12 protein-coding genes are annotated in these 16,489 nt (G+C 41.0%); 3 read left to right on the top strand and 9 right to left on the bottom strand.

Annotation, left to right across the window (positions count from 1 at the left end):
• Positions 1-14 precede the first annotated feature (14 nt).
• Genes FHS59_RS07215 through FHS59_RS07205 form a run of 3 tightly spaced genes read right to left on the bottom strand, consistent with a single transcriptional unit; the run spans position 15 to position 2,434 of the window.
• Positions 15-449 (bottom strand): DUF3299 domain-containing protein, encoded by a 435-nt coding sequence (locus tag FHS59_RS07215; RefSeq protein ID WP_184494388.1) that lies wholly within the window; start codon positions 447-449, stop codon positions 15-17.
• Positions 442-1,773, bottom strand: coding sequence for an ABC transporter permease (locus FHS59_RS07210; RefSeq protein ID WP_184494386.1), 1,332 nt, complete (start codon positions 1,771-1,773; stop codon positions 442-444). The genes FHS59_RS07215 and FHS59_RS07210 overlap by 8 nt, the downstream gene beginning before the upstream one ends.
• Positions 1,774-1,783: 10 nt before the next feature.
• Complete coding sequence (locus FHS59_RS07205; RefSeq protein WP_184494384.1) at positions 1,784-2,434, bottom strand: ABC transporter ATP-binding protein; 651 nt, start codon at positions 2,432-2,434, stop codon at positions 1,784-1,786.
• A gap of 113 nt (positions 2,435-2,547) precedes the next feature.
• On the opposite strand from FHS59_RS07205, the gene FHS59_RS07200 reads away from it, so the two are divergent.
• The 3 genes from FHS59_RS07200 (at position 2,548) to FHS59_RS07190 (ending at position 4,694) form a co-directional block, all read left to right on the top strand.
• The gene (locus FHS59_RS07200) at positions 2,548-2,958 is read left to right on the top strand and encodes a MerC domain-containing protein (RefSeq protein ID WP_184494381.1); all 411 of its coding nucleotides are present in this window, start codon (positions 2,548-2,550) and stop codon (positions 2,956-2,958) included.
• A gap of 6 nt (positions 2,959-2,964) precedes the next feature.
• Positions 2,965-4,158, top strand: coding sequence for a GTP-binding protein (locus tag FHS59_RS07195; RefSeq protein ID WP_184494380.1), 1,194 nt, complete (start codon positions 2,965-2,967; stop codon positions 4,156-4,158).
• 170 nt (positions 4,159-4,328) lie between these two features.
• Positions 4,329-4,694 carry a CobW family GTP-binding protein gene (locus FHS59_RS07190; RefSeq protein ID WP_184494378.1) on the top strand — a complete coding sequence of 122 codons (366 nt, stop codon included), beginning with the start codon at positions 4,329-4,331 and terminating at the stop codon, positions 4,692-4,694.
• 307 nt (positions 4,695-5,001) lie between these two features.
• Here the strand turns inward: FHS59_RS07190 and FHS59_RS07185 are convergent, their stop codons facing one another.
• The 6 genes from FHS59_RS07185 to FHS59_RS07160 all read right to left on the bottom strand — a co-directional run bounded on the left by FHS59_RS07185 (position 5,002) and on the right by FHS59_RS07160 (position 16,488).
• Positions 5,002-7,593, bottom strand: a complete 2,592-nt coding sequence (locus tag FHS59_RS07185; RefSeq protein WP_184494376.1) for an ABC transporter permease — start codon at positions 7,591-7,593, stop codon at positions 5,002-5,004.
• Positions 7,594-7,628: 35 nt separating this feature from the next.
• Complete coding sequence (locus tag FHS59_RS07180) at positions 7,629-7,967, bottom strand: PadR family transcriptional regulator (RefSeq protein ID WP_184494374.1); 339 nt, start codon at positions 7,965-7,967, stop codon at positions 7,629-7,631.
• Positions 7,968-8,658: 691 nt separating this feature from the next.
• Positions 8,659-9,483 carry a YihY/virulence factor BrkB family protein gene (locus FHS59_RS07175; protein WP_184494372.1) on the bottom strand — a complete coding sequence of 275 codons (825 nt, stop codon included), beginning with the start codon at positions 9,481-9,483 and terminating at the stop codon, positions 8,659-8,661.
• Positions 9,484-10,178: 695 nt separating this feature from the next.
• Positions 10,179-10,772 carry a hypothetical protein gene (locus FHS59_RS07170; protein ID WP_184494370.1) on the bottom strand — a complete coding sequence of 198 codons (594 nt, stop codon included), beginning with the start codon at positions 10,770-10,772 and terminating at the stop codon, positions 10,179-10,181.
• Positions 10,773-11,236: 464 nt separating this feature from the next.
• On the bottom strand, positions 11,237-13,858 hold the full coding sequence (locus tag FHS59_RS07165; protein WP_184494368.1) for an ABC transporter permease: 2,622 nt from the start codon (positions 13,856-13,858) through the stop codon (positions 11,237-11,239).
• 5 nt (positions 13,859-13,863) lie between these two features.
• Positions 13,864-16,488: an ABC transporter permease gene (locus FHS59_RS07160; protein WP_221444451.1), complete on the bottom strand. Its 2,625-nt coding sequence runs from the start codon at positions 16,486-16,488 to the stop codon at positions 13,864-13,866.
• Between the last annotated feature and the right edge of the window lies 1 nt (position 16,489).

The following is a 16,489-nucleotide window of genomic DNA, read 5'->3' as shown; positions in this document are numbered from 1 at the left end:
TTCTATACCCAACCTCATTGATACACCCTCGCATTCTCCAAAATATAATTGCACTGATAAATATCCACGGCATTGAGTTTTAGCTTGCCACGAAAAGTTAGTACTTCATCCATCTTGAAACGGGGATGGTCCTTCCCTATCTTCAGCTCAATAATAGACTCAGGACCTGCTCCACCACAAAAAAAACATGCCGCAAAAGGATTAGCTGAGAGAATATAGATATCGTTATCGGGATCGATGATCAAAAGGTACCCTTTGATGATCACCTCTTTGTTATTTAAAGCCAAAATAGATGGGCCAAATTTCGGGAAATAGTAATATGCATCCACTTCCTCGCTGTACTTATCTATAAATGTGACATCTGTGAGTGTATCCCAAGTAATTTTGGTTTGGGAAAAGACAGGAATGGAAATTAGGAGCAATAGCGCTGTCAAGCTGATTCTAAGCATCGGAAAGACTTTTGGAAATATCAATTTTATATACTGTAATGGCTGGGATCAAGGCTGCAAAGAACCCAATCAGGAGTGTAATCAGCATCAATATTCCTTCTTGCCAGATCAATCCGCCTCCAAGGAAATCATAATGGTATTCTGATTTTAAAAGAAGGGAAACCGCTACCAATCCTATTCTGCTGAGGGCGATTCCAAGTACAAAGCCAGAAATCGACACCACCAAACCTTCCTGAAATATCATGCCTAATAGCTGTCCCCTAGAGGCCCCATAGGTTCTAAGTAATGCCATTTCATAGGTTCGGTCCCTTAGGCTCAAATACAAACTGATAAAGACCGAGATTCCAGATACCAGAATAACAATCATGGCAACTATATTCATTGTGGTAACAGCGATTCCCATTAGGGAAAACAACTTGTTCAGTTCGTAGTTAGGCAATGCCGCTTGCATATTAGTGTTTTCATTGACCATACGGGGAAGCTGCACCAGACCAAGTGGATTTTTGAATTTCACTAAGAGTGCTGTGATTTCCCGATCCTCCTCATAATCCTGCTCTACTCCTTCCTCTTGTTCATGACCATGACCTTCTTCATCGTGATTATGATCATCATTCTTCTGTGTATGGTCAGCACTATCTGCTGCATGTTCTTCATGCTCTCCTTTTAGCTTTTGGGATTCCTCATGATTTTCTTCTTCGTCATGAGCATGGCTTTCATGTATATCCCAGACACTTTGGAGATTAGTTAAAATAAGCTGATCCACTACCGAACCCGATGGTTCGAATATTCCTTTCACAATATAATCCTGTCCTTCATGGACATGTCCTCCTTCGCTCAATCCATGAGCCCCCTGGAATTTATCGCCCAGGTTCAATCCCGTCTTTTCTGCTACCGCTGCCCCTATTGCCACTTCCATGGATTGGGACCAAAGGCTCCCCTTGGCTAATTGCATCGCATAGTTTTCAGGATAGCGCTCGTCTGTTCCTACGATTCGAAAGCTCTCATAGGAATCCCCATAGGATAGCGGTATTCCATAGTCAATCAGTCGGTTTCTCAATAGGGAATTCGCTTCGGAAAGCTTGATATTGCCGGTAGGTACATCTACCTGAAAAACTGCCGAAAGAATCAATTGCAATGGACTACCTTTTGCACCTACGACCATATCAATGCCCCGAATATTGGAACTCATCTGCTCCTTTAAATGCCTGTCCACATGTAGCATTAAGGAGATCAAAGCCACTCCCAAAGACAGCAACAACAGGCTTAAACCAGTGGAAAGTGGTTTGGCAGTTACGTTTTTGATTCCAAGTTTGAAAATATTCATGCTGCTTTTATCAGTGGATTAGAGATTCAGTTCTAGTCAGATTGATCGAATTGGCAAACTCAGATTTCAGGCGTTGATCATGTGTAATGATAATCAGGCTGGATCCAGATCTTTTGGTCAGGTTTTTCAGCAATTCTACCACCCGAAAACAGTTTTTATCATCCAAAGCTGCCGTAGGTTCATCAGCCAGGATCAATCGGGGTTTATTGATGACAGCCAATGCTATCGCAGCACGCTGCTGCTCACCCTGAGAAAGATTTCTTGGGTTTTCTTTCAGTTTAGAGATCAATCCCAGACGATCCAGCACCACTTTAATTCTATGTAAATCCTGGTTTTTTCCGGCCAAAAACTGAATCATTTGAAGATTTTCAGCTAGGGATAGTGACTGTATAAAATGAGGTCGCTGAAATACCATCCCCACATTGGCACCACGAAACCTATCCAGCTCCTTCCCTTTCAAAGCTGTAATTGCCGTTTCCCCAATTGAAATTTTTCCTGTTTTGGGTTTCAAGAGACCACCTATGAGATGCAGAAGTGTGGTTTTCCCAACTCCTGACTCTCCCAGAATCAGAAGGTTGGAGCCTTCTGAGAGTTCTATATCCGGAAATTCAAAGCTGTTGCTCTGGTTGTACTCAAAAGAAACTGATTGTGTATTAAGCATGAATCTGTTGAATGAATGACAAAACTATTACTAGTATTCTTTAAATGCAATATTGTTGCAGTTTAAAAAACAGAACCTATATTTGCAACATAATTGCATTTAATCATATTTCCATGAAAAACACTTTTATAGGAGTCCATTTGGATTTTATAGGATTCTCCACCTCTATTGCATGTGCCATCCATTGTGCGTTTTTGCCATTTATAATAAGTGCACTTCCATTCTTTGGACTGGGATTTTTGGAAAATCCCTGGATAGAATATAGCGTCATCCTTTTGAGCCTATTTCTGGCACTCTTTGCACTATCCCATGGCTACCTTCGGCATCATAAAAAAATGGTCCCCATCCAAATTGTCAGCCTAGGATTTTTATTGATTGCTATAGGCCTTCTCTGGGCACCTGAAAACCTTGAATTTATCATTACTCCGGTTGGCGCAGTATTAATAGGTGTCGCCCATTACATCAACTGGCTGTACATCAAAAAATCAAAAGTTGAGTATCCCGATTGCAAAGATCACAATTAATATATTATGCAAAATAGAATTCCGGTAACCGTCCTGAGCGGTTTCCTTGGCGCGGGTAAAACGACCCTGCTCAACCACGTACTAAACAATCGAGAGGGCTATAAAGTCGCGGTCATCGTCAATGACATGAGCGAAGTCAATGTGGACTCTTTACAAATTCAAAATGAAGTCAAGCTTTCCCGCACTGAAGAGAAACTCATCGAGATGTCCAATGGCTGCATCTGTTGCACGCTCAGGGAAGATCTGATTCAGGAAGTACAAAAACTGGCCAAGCAGCGTAAGTTTGATTATCTCTTGATCGAAAGTACAGGGATTTCCGAACCCATCCCAGTGGCGCAGACCTTTTCCTTTGAAACAGGTGATAGTTTATTGGATCTCTGCCACATCAGTCAGCTGGATACCATGGTGACTGTCGTGGACGCGTTTAATTTCTTCAGGGATTTTGGCTCGGCCGAAACCATTCTGGACAGAAAAATGACGGATGATCCAGAGGATGCCAGGTCGATTGTCAACCTATTGACCGATCAGGTGGAATTCGCCAATGTCATCGTCCTCAACAAGGCGGATCTGGTTTCTGAGGAAACCCTGAAAACCCTGGAAGGCCTTCTTATCAAATTGAATCCTGAAGCAAAAATCATCAAGACTTCCTATGGTCAGGTGCCAATAAAAGAAATCATGAACACCGGACTTTTTGACTATGACAAAGCCGAGCAATCTGCAGGTTGGCTCAAGGAGCTGAACAATGAACATGTACCGGAAACGGAGGAATATGGGATCAGCAGTTTTGTGTACAGAAATCGACGCCCTTTTCATCCCCGAAAATTCTGGAACTACATCAGCAATTCCTGGCCAGCTAATGTAGTCAGAAGCAAAGGATTGTTTTGGCTGGCTTCACGTCCCCATCATGCCTTACTCTGGAGTCAGGCCGGGGGATCACTTAAAGCGGAGTCCTTTGGCACCTGGTGGGCGGCATATTCCGAAAAGGAGCGTCTAAGAAATCCAAGCTTTGTAGAAAACAAAGCCCTAATTATGCAAAAGTGGAACCCAACCTATGGTGACCGGATGAATGAACTGGTGATTATCGGTCAGGACCTGGATGAAAAAGCCATCACCAAAGAGCTCAACGATTGCTTGGTCCAAGACCGTGATGCTCAACAATTCTCACTTTCCAGGCAACTGAATGACGAGTGGCCATTGTAGGGTAAGATATCTATACTGTAAATTGACGAGGACTGTTTAGTGAATTGTCTGTCGTCATTGCGAACGACGAAGGAGTGAAGCAATCTCCTAGCATCAGAAAAGATTGCCACACGGCCGAAAATGGCTGCTCGCAATGACGAAATAACCTCCTTTTCATTTCCAACAGAAGAATGACAAAGTCCCAAAACTCCAAAAAAATCAAAGTTTACCTCCTAACGGGATTCCGTGGTGCAGGCAAAACTACGGTATTAAATGGCCTCTTGGAAGCCAAAAAGCAAGAGGAAAGCATAGTTATAGAGAATGAATTTGGCAAGGTGTCCATTGATGCCCATCTGGTTAAAAAAGAATTCTGTCCAGTATTTGAAATGAATAACGGGTGCATCTGCTGTAGCCTGGACAATGAATTGGTGGATGTGCTGGCTAAAATCCTGAATGCCGAAACCCAACCGGACAATCTTTTTATCGAAGCTTCTGGAGTAGCTGACCCTGGCGGGATCGCCGCACTCTTCAGAAATCAGGAAGTAGCGGATATTTGACGATCCTAGATTCAGGCTTTCATCTTTACATGCTTGATGTATCTTGACACAAAAGAAAAACTGAAACGGATCAGCCAAAGCAAAAAGGAGAAAAACGCTCTTTCAGGAAAGGAAGGGTAAATGAAAAACGGCTTACGAATAGTAGCGAAATAATTAATTCATGAACCTTAATAACAGCTATTACAGTTCTGACATTCTTCAATATTCATCCTCCCCCTTCCAAGCTAAAAGTCAAAAGCTGACTTCTTAATGGTTTCAATCCTGAAGAAACATTTAAAGCTTATTTGAAAATTATAAGACTATTTCCCTATTCACTTTTCAGGTTTTTTACCGGATTGCTCAGCGCGGCTTTTATTCCATGAACACCCGAAGTGAGCAGTCCTATGGCTAAAGTTACCCCTGCTGCTACCGCCACAGCCCACCAAGGCGCACTGATATGAAAGACAAAATCATCCAGCCAGAGACTCATCGCCCAGTACGCAATTGGAGAGGCAATCAGGATTGCAAGGAATACCAATCGTACGAAGCTCCCCGAAAGAATATTTAAAATCTGGAAGGTGGAAGCACCTAAAACCTTACGGATACTCACCTCCTTCAAGCGCTGCTGGATCAGATAAGAAGACAATCCAAATAAACCGAGGCAGGCCAGAATTATTGCAATGGTTGAAAAAAGATTCATAATCTTGCCAAGCTGCATTTCTGACTGATACATTCTGGTGTAATCCTCATCTAGGAATTTGTAGGAATAAGGCATTTCCGGCAACACTTTGTTCCAGGTTTTCTCTATAAAATCCAGTGTCTCCGGAATATTTTCCCCATTGATTTTTACCAACAACCTACCACCCCAGGAGGCGGTAAACAAAACCAAAGGCTGGATATCATTTCTTAATGACTGGAAATGAAAATCTTTAATCACGCCCACCACTGTCCCTTGGTCATTGAGAATCATTTCCTTACCTACGGCTTCTTCAGGGCTCCATCCGAATTTAGCTGCTGCACTTTCGGTGATGATGTAGTTAAATGTCAGGTCATCATCACCTTCTGAATAAGTCTGTCTCACTTGTTGCTCGGTAAAATTAGACCCGGCCAGAAGTTCCAAACCTGTGACTTGAATGAAGTTTTCATCTACCGGATTACCATTGACAGCGATCACCTCATTTTCCGGTCTTGTTGGCAAATTCATACTGTAACCACTATAAATGCTCACCGGACTCGAGCCAGTTCTGGAAACCTCCAGAATCTGGGAGTTGGACTTCAGCTCCTTCTTGAGTGTATTGACTTTCTGAAAATCGGTACTCCAACCTACAGGAAAGGAAACAATGTGCTCTCTATCGTATCCCAAATCCCTGCTTTGGATAAAATTAAGTTGCCCTTGCACAATCAATGTGGCTATGATCAGAAAAACGGAAATCCCAAACTGAAAAACAGTTAATGACTGCTGAAGCCATTTGGCAGAATCGGTGTTTTTAAAAACTCCCTTCAGCACCTTCATAGGTTGGAATCTGGAAAGGATCAGTGCAGGATAAGCCCCGGCAATTAAACTTAACATCAGAACCAGGCTCAGCGCAAAGCCAATAAATACAGGGGAAAGCAGATCATCCAATTGCAATTGGCGGTTGATCAGATTATTGAAACCGGGTAAGAAAAGATAGACCAATACGATGCTGACCAAAACTGACAAGCCGGAAAGCAGGAAGGATTCTCCTATAAACTGCCAAAAAAGCTGCGAAGGTTCTGCTCCGGAAACTTTCCGAATCCCTACTTCTTTTGCCCGCTCCACAGATTTGGCGGTACTCAGGTTGATGTAAGTAAAACAGACAATCACCAATATCAAAAATGCCACTCCTGCCAGCATATAGAGGTAATCTATGCTGGTGTTCGGCACAAAATCAGAATAAGGAGAATGCAAATGCACCCGATCAAAAGGTTCTAAAGTAAAATTGACATTTGCCCCAATTTCAGCAGATTCCTTTTCCATAAATGGAGGGATTTTTTCGGCCAAACTCCCGAAAGAATTCTGATCCTGCAGTAGCAAATAGGTGGTATAATTGGCATTCCAATAGGTATTATTTTGGTTCTGTCCCAAAGAAGAAAAGGAAGCTAAAAAATCAAATCGAAACTGAGAGTTATAGGGATAGTCTTCCATTACCCCGGTTACCTCATACATGGTTTTATCTTCTCCGATTTCAAGCCCCTGACCTACTGGGTCTGAGTCTCCATAATATTTTTTTGCCATGCTTTCTGTCAGAACCACCTTATTAGGCCCATTAAGGGCTGTTTTGGCATTTCCTTGTACCATCGTGAAAGCAAAGGCATCAAAAAACGTGGAGTCGGCATACATAAAATCGGGCTCTGTAACGGGACTTCCCTGAAGCTGCAAAATTGCAGCCGATTTAGACATCCGGATTCCTTTCTCAACTTCTGGAAAGGTGCTTGAAAAAACCGGAGCTACCTTGGTACTGGTGAACGTCCCTTTTTCACTTTCTTCTGAGCCCAGAAAAGAATATTCCATCACTACCCTACCTATTCTTTTTGCATTGGGCTGAAAAGTGTCGTAACTCATTTCATGATTGATAAACAGTGCAATCAATAAGCAGGAGGTAATCCCAATTGATAAGCCAAGCATATTAATGACTGTAGAGGTCTTGTTTTTCCAAAGAGTCCTTCTGGCGATTTTTAAATTATTGCGAAACATATCAATGTGATTAGTTTTATATTCTTTGTTTTTGATCCCTATGATTCCTGGCCTGAATAGAAGCAGGACATCCCATATAAACTTGATATCTGCTTTTAACTCCCCCTCCTTTTTCAAACGTTCATGGTATAGTTCCACCAAATCGCCCTCTATTGAATCGAGTAATTCTTCAGAGCAGAACCAGCGGAAAAATTGAAGAAACAACCGGGGTGGTTTTATTTCCTTTTGCATCTTATCTCTTAGGTAAGCTTAAGTTTCCAGGCAACTTCAGGAATCGAATTCCAAAGCTCTTCCCTGGTTTGTCTGGTGAAATACATTGCTTCCCTGCCCAGAGCTGTAATCTGAAAGTATTTCTTGGGGCGTCCTGCCCTTTCTTGGTTGCTTTCCCCTTCCCTTGATTTAAGATATCCTTTCTCTTCCAGCCTTTTCAGTGCAGTCTGCAATGCACCTACACTTACACTCCGGTCCAGCCTATTTTCAATTTCTTTTTTGATGGAAACCCCATAGGCCTCATTAAATAAAACCCCTACGGTAAGCATGACCACCTCTTCAAATTCTCCTAATTGATATTTCTTCATTTCATTAGAATTTATTCCTATTTGTAGTATTTAAAATTATGCCAAATCTAAAACCGCTGCAAATGTCCATTTCAAGGTCTTTTTGACTTCCAAAACCAAAAAAAGTGGACGATTTCGTTCGATTTCGGAACAAGCAGGTGAAAAAGAAGAATACATGAAGTCATAGGTAAAAACTCAGAATACTTTAATTCCAAGCTATATCAACAGAAGTCACAGATAGTCCCAAGAATTAGTTAATGTCTCGATAATTGCTATTTACTTCAGAGCAAAAAATAACTTGATTATCCGCAATGGAGCCACTTGTTAAAGAATGAGTTTAGAAAGTCTCGGATAATCGTCCATTGTCAACAGCAGTATGAAAGATACTTTAAAATCCCCTTTTTCTTTGGCTAATGGTAAGAAAGCAGATATACATATAAAATGAAATTCGTTAACACTGTATTTTCTCCATTTTTGAATCAGTGAAAAGGGACTGAGTGAAGAGAGCTACAACCAAGCTTTGAAGGATTTTGGAGAAATTACCTTGCTCAGGTAATCATGGCAATATTTGCCATCAATGCATGGAACAGGCTCTCAGTCAGCACGAACAAGCCCATTCCCACCGAATAACTTTGGTTGAAAAGGCTGGATTCTACCATTTGGAATCTGGTCTTTTCATTTCTATAGTTACGATGAACAGGGATTATTGCAATTAGTCTTCCTTATGGGCTGACTCCCCCATCACATGTTGCTCAATACCATAATTCAATTCAGCGCCAAGGAGGATAATAAAAGTGCTGATAAAAAGCCATAGCATAAGAAAAACAACAGCTGAAATAGATCCATAGATTTCACTTAAATTCCAGAAATGTCGGATGTAAAATGAAAAAGCAGAGGAAGCCAGAAGCCACAAACAAGTGGCGAACACGGCACCAGGTAGAACCCACATAAATCCTGGTTGCTTTCTTTTTGGTGCAAAATTATAAATTAGTCCAATACTCCCTACCAGAACAATCCCCATCACTAGCCATCTCAACCAACTGATAAGTCCTTCGATGTGATCAGGTAAACCTATTTTTTCAATGATTGCGGGGAAAGCAATAATCAAGGAAGCGCTTAAAATGATCAGAATAATTGCTCCAAAAGTAAATAATAGAGTAAGTCCGTTATTTTTGATGATCCCCCTTTTATTATCGGTATCATAGGCAATATTTATTCCTCTGAACAAGGATTTTGTCCCAAGATTACCAATCCAAACGCCCAAAAGAATAGCAAAAAAAGTACCCCAACCAAGAGATTCTTCTTTGCTTTTGATGAATTGGTCCACCCGGTATTGAATAATTTCATGGGTTTGCTCAGGCATTAGTGAGCTTATTTTGGATACCTGTTCCTCAATTTGCTGATGGTCCATGACAAAGCCATAGATGGAAATAAGTGCCATTATCGCAGGAAAAATGGCCATAAAACCAAAAAAACCCACTCCTGCTGAAACTATTACTACATTATTTTCGCCGATTCGTGCTTGTACTTTTTTCAAAATACTCTTCCAATCAGAGAATGATAGATTAAAAATAGATTGCAAAGGTTTGTGCATTATTTTAGCTTCTCTTGGATTTTCACTCAAGATACAGGATGCTTTTATTCTCTCTAACTAACTCCAACTTTCTTTTTTGATCAAGAAAAAAACTATTCCGTTTTTTGAAAAGTCGGGGATATTTATCGTCTGTTCTTAACCTTAATATCCATGCTCTCCAGTAATTGCAATCCCTAACCCTTATCTCTTGGAATATATTATCTGCAATGGAGCCAGTAGTTAATAAATGAGTTTAGAAAGTCGCGAATAGTCGTCCACCGACAACAGTCCTCTGTACATAGCACGTTGAAATATACTTGAACCTCTTTTTTCTTTGGTTTCAGGTAATAAAGCGGATTTGCATAGTCAGAAATTTGTAATTCCGATAATTTAATACCTCAGAAAGGCTTTGGGCTATTAAGGAATTCTCCTTTGCCAATTAATAGGAATGTAGGCATTCTCCCACAATGCTATTCATTTCCAATAGATGAATTTGATGAGAAGTAAATATTTGCTTTTCTATTTACTCTAAATAGATTCGCTATTGTTGATTTTAGTGGTTTGTTAAAACAAAAAACACGGCAGAGTTCTAGAAGAATCAGAGGCATTCAATTCGACCTGAATTCGAAAGCCTCTGAATCAAGTCTTCCTACTTATTATTACTGACCGCTAGTTAATATTAAAATAGCGACTAAGTTTACACCAAAGCCTATAGCCCAATTGGTCCAAACCTTTCCTTGCTTTACTTTTTTAGCCTTTTTGGTATAACCGTTGTAATAATCTGCCTTCTTTATCAGCTCTGAATTTGGATAGCCCAGGTTCTCGTCTTTAGGCTGGGTGGAAGAAGTAGCAATTGCCGGCACTAAACCAACTACCGGAGAAACCAAACTTGCAATCAAAGTTCCAGTTCCAGCCCCTTTATATCCTTTATAGTGATTACCTGCATCCATCTGGCCCTTTACAAACAGGTCTTCATTATTGGCTTCAGAATAAAACTCAATAGATTCTGGAGTTTCATTTTCAAAAATATCTTTGGTTCCATTTTCATATCGGATCATCACAATCATTGACTTCTTCAAGGTATAGCTAGGTCCCTCTTGATTGTCAAATTTTTTATAGGTCACTTCCTTTTCGTTCACCTCCAATACTTTTGATTCTATATCTTCTCCTTTTTTTGTGGTGATGATATCCTGAGTATATCCAATGGAACTGATACCTAGAAATGCTAAACAGAAAATAAAATTGAATTTCATACAGTGATTTAAATTTTGAAACTTTTAGATATTATTGAATTAATGCTTTCTGATTAATCCAAAGTCAAAAACCAAAGAGCGACCAGAAAGCCACGAAATTCTTTCTTTTTTTAATAAATAAAAATAATTCACCTAAAGATTTTGTAATAAAATTTTTCCTTTCCGATCATGTCAATTTATAATGCTAAAAGTACTGGAATAGTCAGTTTTACTCTTGTGAATTCCCCATCCCGCCAAAGTCCTAATTTCTTTGACCCAAGGTTGAATTTGTCCAAACAATTGGCGGGGATTCTATCAATATATTCTTGCCAACCTGTATTTATTTCGTGAGGCACTTGGTTATTTATGCTATCTCCCATTATTTCCGAAATAATCGGGACTGGCTTTAAAGGAAGAACTATAATCCTCTAAACATGATTAATCAGAACATAGTTGAACCTTGTTCAATATGGAGTGATAATTATTTACTCTGTTTTCAAACTCAACACAGGATTAATATATGCTACTCGGATCACCTGATACCCCACTGTCAATGCAGCAATAATGATGGAACTTCCTATTGCTAAGGCAAAGGTCCATACATCCAAGGTAATCTTGAATTCAAAATCCTGAAGCCATTGGTTCATAAACCACCAGCCAATCGGTGCAGCGATCAAAAAGGCAATCAAAATCAAGCGCACAAACTCCTGACCGAATAACCAGATGATATGGGCTACGCCCCCTCCCATTACTTTGCGTATTCCTACTTCTTTGGTCTTCTGGGAAATCATAAAGGATATTAATCCATATAGACCCAAACAGCCGATGAATATGGCAATAAATGAAAAGAACTGAATCCCTTTCAGCAAGGTGTCCTCAGCGGTATAAAACTGGGCGATCTCATCATCCACAAAGGAATATTCAAATAGCTTGTCTGGGTTCTGCGCCTCCCATAGCTCCTCTATTTCTTCCAAGGTCGTTTTTACAGATTGCCCGTTGATTTTAATGGCATAATTGAAATACATATTACCTGCTGTAGTAATCAGCGCTGGAGAAATTTCTGCATGCATAGACCTATCATGGAAATTACGTACTATACCGACTATCGGTCCCACCATATTTCCCCCATTGGCATAGATCATTTCTCCCAAAGCATCCTCGTAGGAAGTGATTCCCAGACTTTGCAGCAGGGCTTCATTGACCACCATCTCTCTCACTGTATCGGAAGGAGTGAGATTTCTCCCTGCCAACAATTCCAGGTCAAAAGTGGAAATGTAATCCGCATCTGCCAGCTTCATATTGGTTGGGAAATTCACCTCTTCGGTATCTGAACCAAAGCGGATGGAATTATTCCAGGAGTTTTCAGAAGCAGGAGGTTGATAGCAAAGGGAGACTTTTTCTATTCCCGGTAAGCGCAAAAACTCATTTTTCAAGGATTTCATACTGTATAAGGAATCGCTTCCTATTCCCACCATCACGATGGACTCCTTGTCAAAACCAAGTTCCGCTTGCTTGGCATAGCGCATCTGGTTCATGATCACGATCACCCCGATGATCAATACTTGGGATATGGCAAACTGCATCACGATGAGCGAGCGGCGGGTATTGAATCCTCCCAATTGCTGCATGGAAAGCTTGCCTTTAAGTGCTGTTACAGGCTTGAATCCTGTGAGGATAAATGCGGGGTAGCATCCTGCCAAAAGCGTAATGAGCACATCTAAGCCTATGATAAATAAAACCAAGGTACCATCGGTCAAGAAATTGACAGGGATCTGTGTACTAAAAAAGTCATTAACATAAGGTACCAATGCAAAGGCAGCTACCAATGCAATCAAAATACTGAGGGTTGCGATAATGGCCGTCTCAAAGATAAACTGCCAGAAGAGCTGAGTTCTGAAGCTTCCCAATACTTTCCTTACTCCCACTTCTTTGGATCGTTTTAGAGCTTGGGCGGTAGCCAGATTCACAAAGTTGACACAGGCGGTAAGTAGTAAAAAGATACCAATGGCGATCAAAATCCCTATGTCTGATTTCTCCATGGCTCCTCCATATCTCCCGTCAAAATGAATGTCTGAAAGGGCCTGCAGCTTATAATGATGTACATTTTTACTCTCTGGTCTATGGAGCTTGACGTAAGGTGCCAGCGCTTCCTCCACTTCTACCGGACTCACACCTGGCCTTAGTAAAGCATAGCAATACATTCCTCCGGTGATTCCTCCCCAGGCTTCATCGCTTGCCAGCCAAGGATTAAAATCCTTCATACTGCTGTATGAGACAAAAATCTCAGTGGTTATATCTGTATTCTCAGGCAAATCCTCCAATACCCCCGTAATAGTGAAGGGCAAAAAATTGTCGTAAGTAATTACCTGCCCTATCGGATTTTGCTCTCCGAAGTACTTCTTTGCCAATCGCTCTGTAATGATAGCGGTATTAGGTTCAGCCAGGGCAGTCTTCATATTTCCCTGGGAAAGAGGAAAATTGAAAATATCAAAGAACTCAGGTTCCGTGAAAGCAAATCCCTGTGGTTCCTTTATCAGCTGTTTCTCACCATTTCTCTCAAAAGATATCACCGCATCAGCTTCCTGAAACATTCGGGCAACTTTCTCGGTATAGGAATGGTTTTCTCTCAAAACCATGCCTAAAGGAGATGGGACACTGTTGGTGAAGGATACTGACTCTCTATGTTGCTCCGTGACGATACGGTAGATCCTGTCTTCATTTTGATGAAAATCATCAAAACCTGAATGATGCTTTACCAGCACAAAAATCAAAATGCAACAGGTGATGCTGAGAGCCAGCCCTGCGATATTGATCAGCGTGTATTCCTTGTTTCTTAGGAGTGTTCTCCAGCCGATTTTAAAGTAACTTTTATACATGCCATAGGGGGTTAAGTTTTGATAAGGTTTTCTGGGGCGGATGATTCCGGGGCGAAATAGCAAAAGCACATCTTTGATAAAACGCCAATCTGCTTTCCGCTTTCCCAGAGTCTTTAAGTTCCGCTCATAAACTTCCAAGAGGTCGCCTTCTATATAATCCAGCATCCTAGGATGGCAGAACCAGCGGAAGAAGCGGAGAAAGAACTTTGGAGGAGTTGGGTTAGAATTCATAGGAATTACTCCGTTTTTAGGCTCCTAACTGGATTAATCAGCGCAGCTTTTAAAGATTGATAGCTAACAGTCAATAAAGTGATCAAAACAGCGCCAAAACCAGAGGCAGCGAAAATCCACCATGAAATTGGTGTTCTATATTCATAATTTTCCAACCAGCTACTTAGAAAATGGAAAGCGATCGGAATAGAAATTAAACTTGAGATGACAACAAGCCTTACAAAATCTTTGGACATCATGCTCCATAAATTGACTACAGAAGCCCCCATGACTTTTCTGATTCCTATTTCTTTTGTCCGTTGTTCTGCCATGAATGAAGCCAATCCAAAAAGTCCGAGACAGCAAATAAGCATGGCAAGTCCAGCAAAGGCGGAGGTCAGCTTGGCAATCCGCCTTTCGTTATCGAAATTTTTGCCATAATCCTGATCAACAAATGAATATTCAAAATCATTGGCAGGATCGTGTTTTTTGAATACAGTTTCAATCTTACTTAAAGCTTCGGTTGCGCTTACATCCGGATTGATCTTTATGTGCACCATATTCACGCGCTTATAGTTGAGGAAAAAAAGCATTTGCTTGACCGGAGAATATGGAGACTGTGTGACCATGTCTTTGACCATTCCGATTATTTTATATTCTCCATTATTTCCCCACTTGAGAGATTTGCCAACGGGATCCTCCATTCCAAGGTATTTCGCTGCTGATTCATTGATGATAAAAGCCATCGTGTCAGATGCAAAATCCCTTGAAAAATCGCGACCCTCCAGGATCTGCCAATCAATCATTTCCCCAAATTCATGGGTTACACGAAGCGTAGCAAACTCTTCTGCCATACCAGGATCTTTTCCTTCCCAGGTAAAGCCGCTATTTGTCACATTCGTTGCAGTCAATGGAGAATCTGTCAGGGCCACTTCCTTAACTGAACCAGTGTTTTGCAGGTCATTTCTGAAGGCATCAAAATGCTCCCTTATCCCTTCTGATCTTATTGGAGCCGAAATCACTCCCATATTATCGTATCCTATGGGGCGGTTTTTGGTAAATTGAATTTGTTTGAAAACAATCAAGGTTCCAATGATGAGTGTTATCGAAACTGTAAATTGAGCAACTACCAGAATCTTCCGAGGAACTGCCGAAAAACGACCTGCTTTAAATGCACCTTTCAAAACCCTAGCAGGATGAAATGATGAGATATATAATGCCGGAAAACTTCCTGCAATCATTCCGGTAAGAATGGTAAATCCAAGGCCAATGATCCAGAAATACGGATTCGACCATAGCAGGTCAATTTGCTTTCCCGAAACTTCATTGAACAAAGGCAAAGCCAGTTGGGCAAGTATCAGTGACAGGATAAATGACAGGATCACCACCATCATTGATTCTGTAAAAAACTGATTGATCAATTGAATCCTGACCGACCCAAGTGCTTTGCGAATGCCAACTTCCTTGGCTCTTTTTTCAGAACGGGCAGTGTTGAGGTTGATAAAGTTGATGCAGGCGAGAAATAAAACGAATACGCCGACTAACCCAAACAACCAAACATATTGAATTCCTCCTCCAACTGAAACCCCATTCTTAAAATCTGAATATAAATGCCAGCGGCTCATAGGATGGAGAAAAATCTCAGGTTTAAACAGGTCATCATTATCACCAGCTGCCACCACAGCATTGAGTTTCACATCTTTGATTTTGAGAGACACCTGATCCATGTCGGCATTGTCTTCAATTTGTGCAAGGGAATGAAACCAACTGTTGCCCCAGCCTGTTCGTTCTTCCAGATTTTCACTGGATACATACAGTTCCCAAGGAGCTATGAAAGTCAGGTTATGAAAACTTGAGTTTCTCGGCAAGTCCTCATATACACCAGTAACCATTACTTCCAATTTGTCATCCATCAGAATGGCTTGGCCAAGTGGTGATAAATCACCAAAAATGTCCTTTGCTGCGGATCCGGAAAGTAAAATGGAATTGGGATCGTTAAGACCATCGCGAGTTCCTGACAACATGTTGAGTGTCAACATTTCTGTCACTTCGGGTTCCATAAAACTCCCCTCTTTCCTCACATCTTTATCATCGAATGTGAATTTGTGAGATCCGTTCCAAGAGCTCATGATCACATACTTAAAATCACTTCCATAGTGATTTCGGAGTTCTGGAGCAATCTGCCTAGCCTGACTCCACCAGGTTTGTACCTCGCCATTGAAAGTCTGATTTTGTAGGACCTGAGCGATCTTGTCGTAGTTTTCGAAATTCTTGTTGAAGGACAATTCATCACGCACCCATAAGGCTATAAGAATTGCAGCAGTAAGCCCAACAGCCAGACCGCCTATGTTGATGGCAGAGTAACCTTTGTTCTTGATAAGATTCCTCCATCCGATTTTAAAGTAACTTTTATACATGCCAAAGGTGGTTAAGTTTTGAAAAGGTTTTCTGGGACGGATGATTCCAGGACGAAATAGTAAAAGCACATCTTTAATAAACTTCCAGTCTGCTTTCCGCTTTCCCATAGTCTTGAAGTTCCGCTCATAAACTTCCAAGAGGTCGCCTTCGATATAGTCCAGCATTCTGGGATGACAGAACCATCGGAAGAAGCGGAGAAAGAACTTAGGTGGAAAAGGTTGTTTACTTTTCATT

It is taken from the genome of Algoriphagus iocasae (genome assembly GCF_014206875.1).
Classification (GTDB): Bacteria; Bacteroidota; Bacteroidia; order Cytophagales; family Cyclobacteriaceae; genus Algoriphagus; species Algoriphagus iocasae.
This window is presented reverse-complemented; position numbering and strand designations above follow the sequence as displayed.

Coding starts and splice junctions, on each gene's coding strand:
- FHS59_RS07190 (WP_184494378.1), top strand. CDS start 4,329: ATGACAAAGTCCCAAAACTCCAAAAAAATCAAAGTTTACCTCCTAACG.
- FHS59_RS07195 (WP_184494380.1), top strand. CDS start 2,965: ATGCAAAATAGAATTCCGGTAACCGTCCTGAGCGGTTTCCTTGGCGCG.
- FHS59_RS07160 (WP_221444451.1), bottom strand. CDS start 16,488: ATGAAAAGTAAACAACCTTTTCCACCTAAGTTCTTTCTCCGCTTCTTC.
- FHS59_RS07170 (WP_184494370.1), bottom strand. CDS start 10,772: ATGAAATTCAATTTTATTTTCTGTTTAGCATTTCTAGGTATCAGTTCC.
- FHS59_RS07210 (WP_184494386.1), bottom strand. CDS start 1,773: ATGAATATTTTCAAACTTGGAATCAAAAACGTAACTGCCAAACCACTT.
- FHS59_RS07165 (WP_184494368.1), bottom strand. CDS start 13,858: ATGAATTCTAACCCAACTCCTCCAAAGTTCTTTCTCCGCTTCTTCCGC.
- FHS59_RS07215 (WP_184494388.1), bottom strand. CDS start 449: ATGCTTAGAATCAGCTTGACAGCGCTATTGCTCCTAATTTCCATTCCT.
- FHS59_RS07180 (WP_184494374.1), bottom strand. CDS start 7,967: ATGAAGAAATATCAATTAGGAGAATTTGAAGAGGTGGTCATGCTTACC.
- FHS59_RS07200 (WP_184494381.1), top strand. CDS start 2,548: ATGAAAAACACTTTTATAGGAGTCCATTTGGATTTTATAGGATTCTCC.
- FHS59_RS07205 (WP_184494384.1), bottom strand. CDS start 2,434: ATGCTTAATACACAATCAGTTTCTTTTGAGTACAACCAGAGCAACAGC.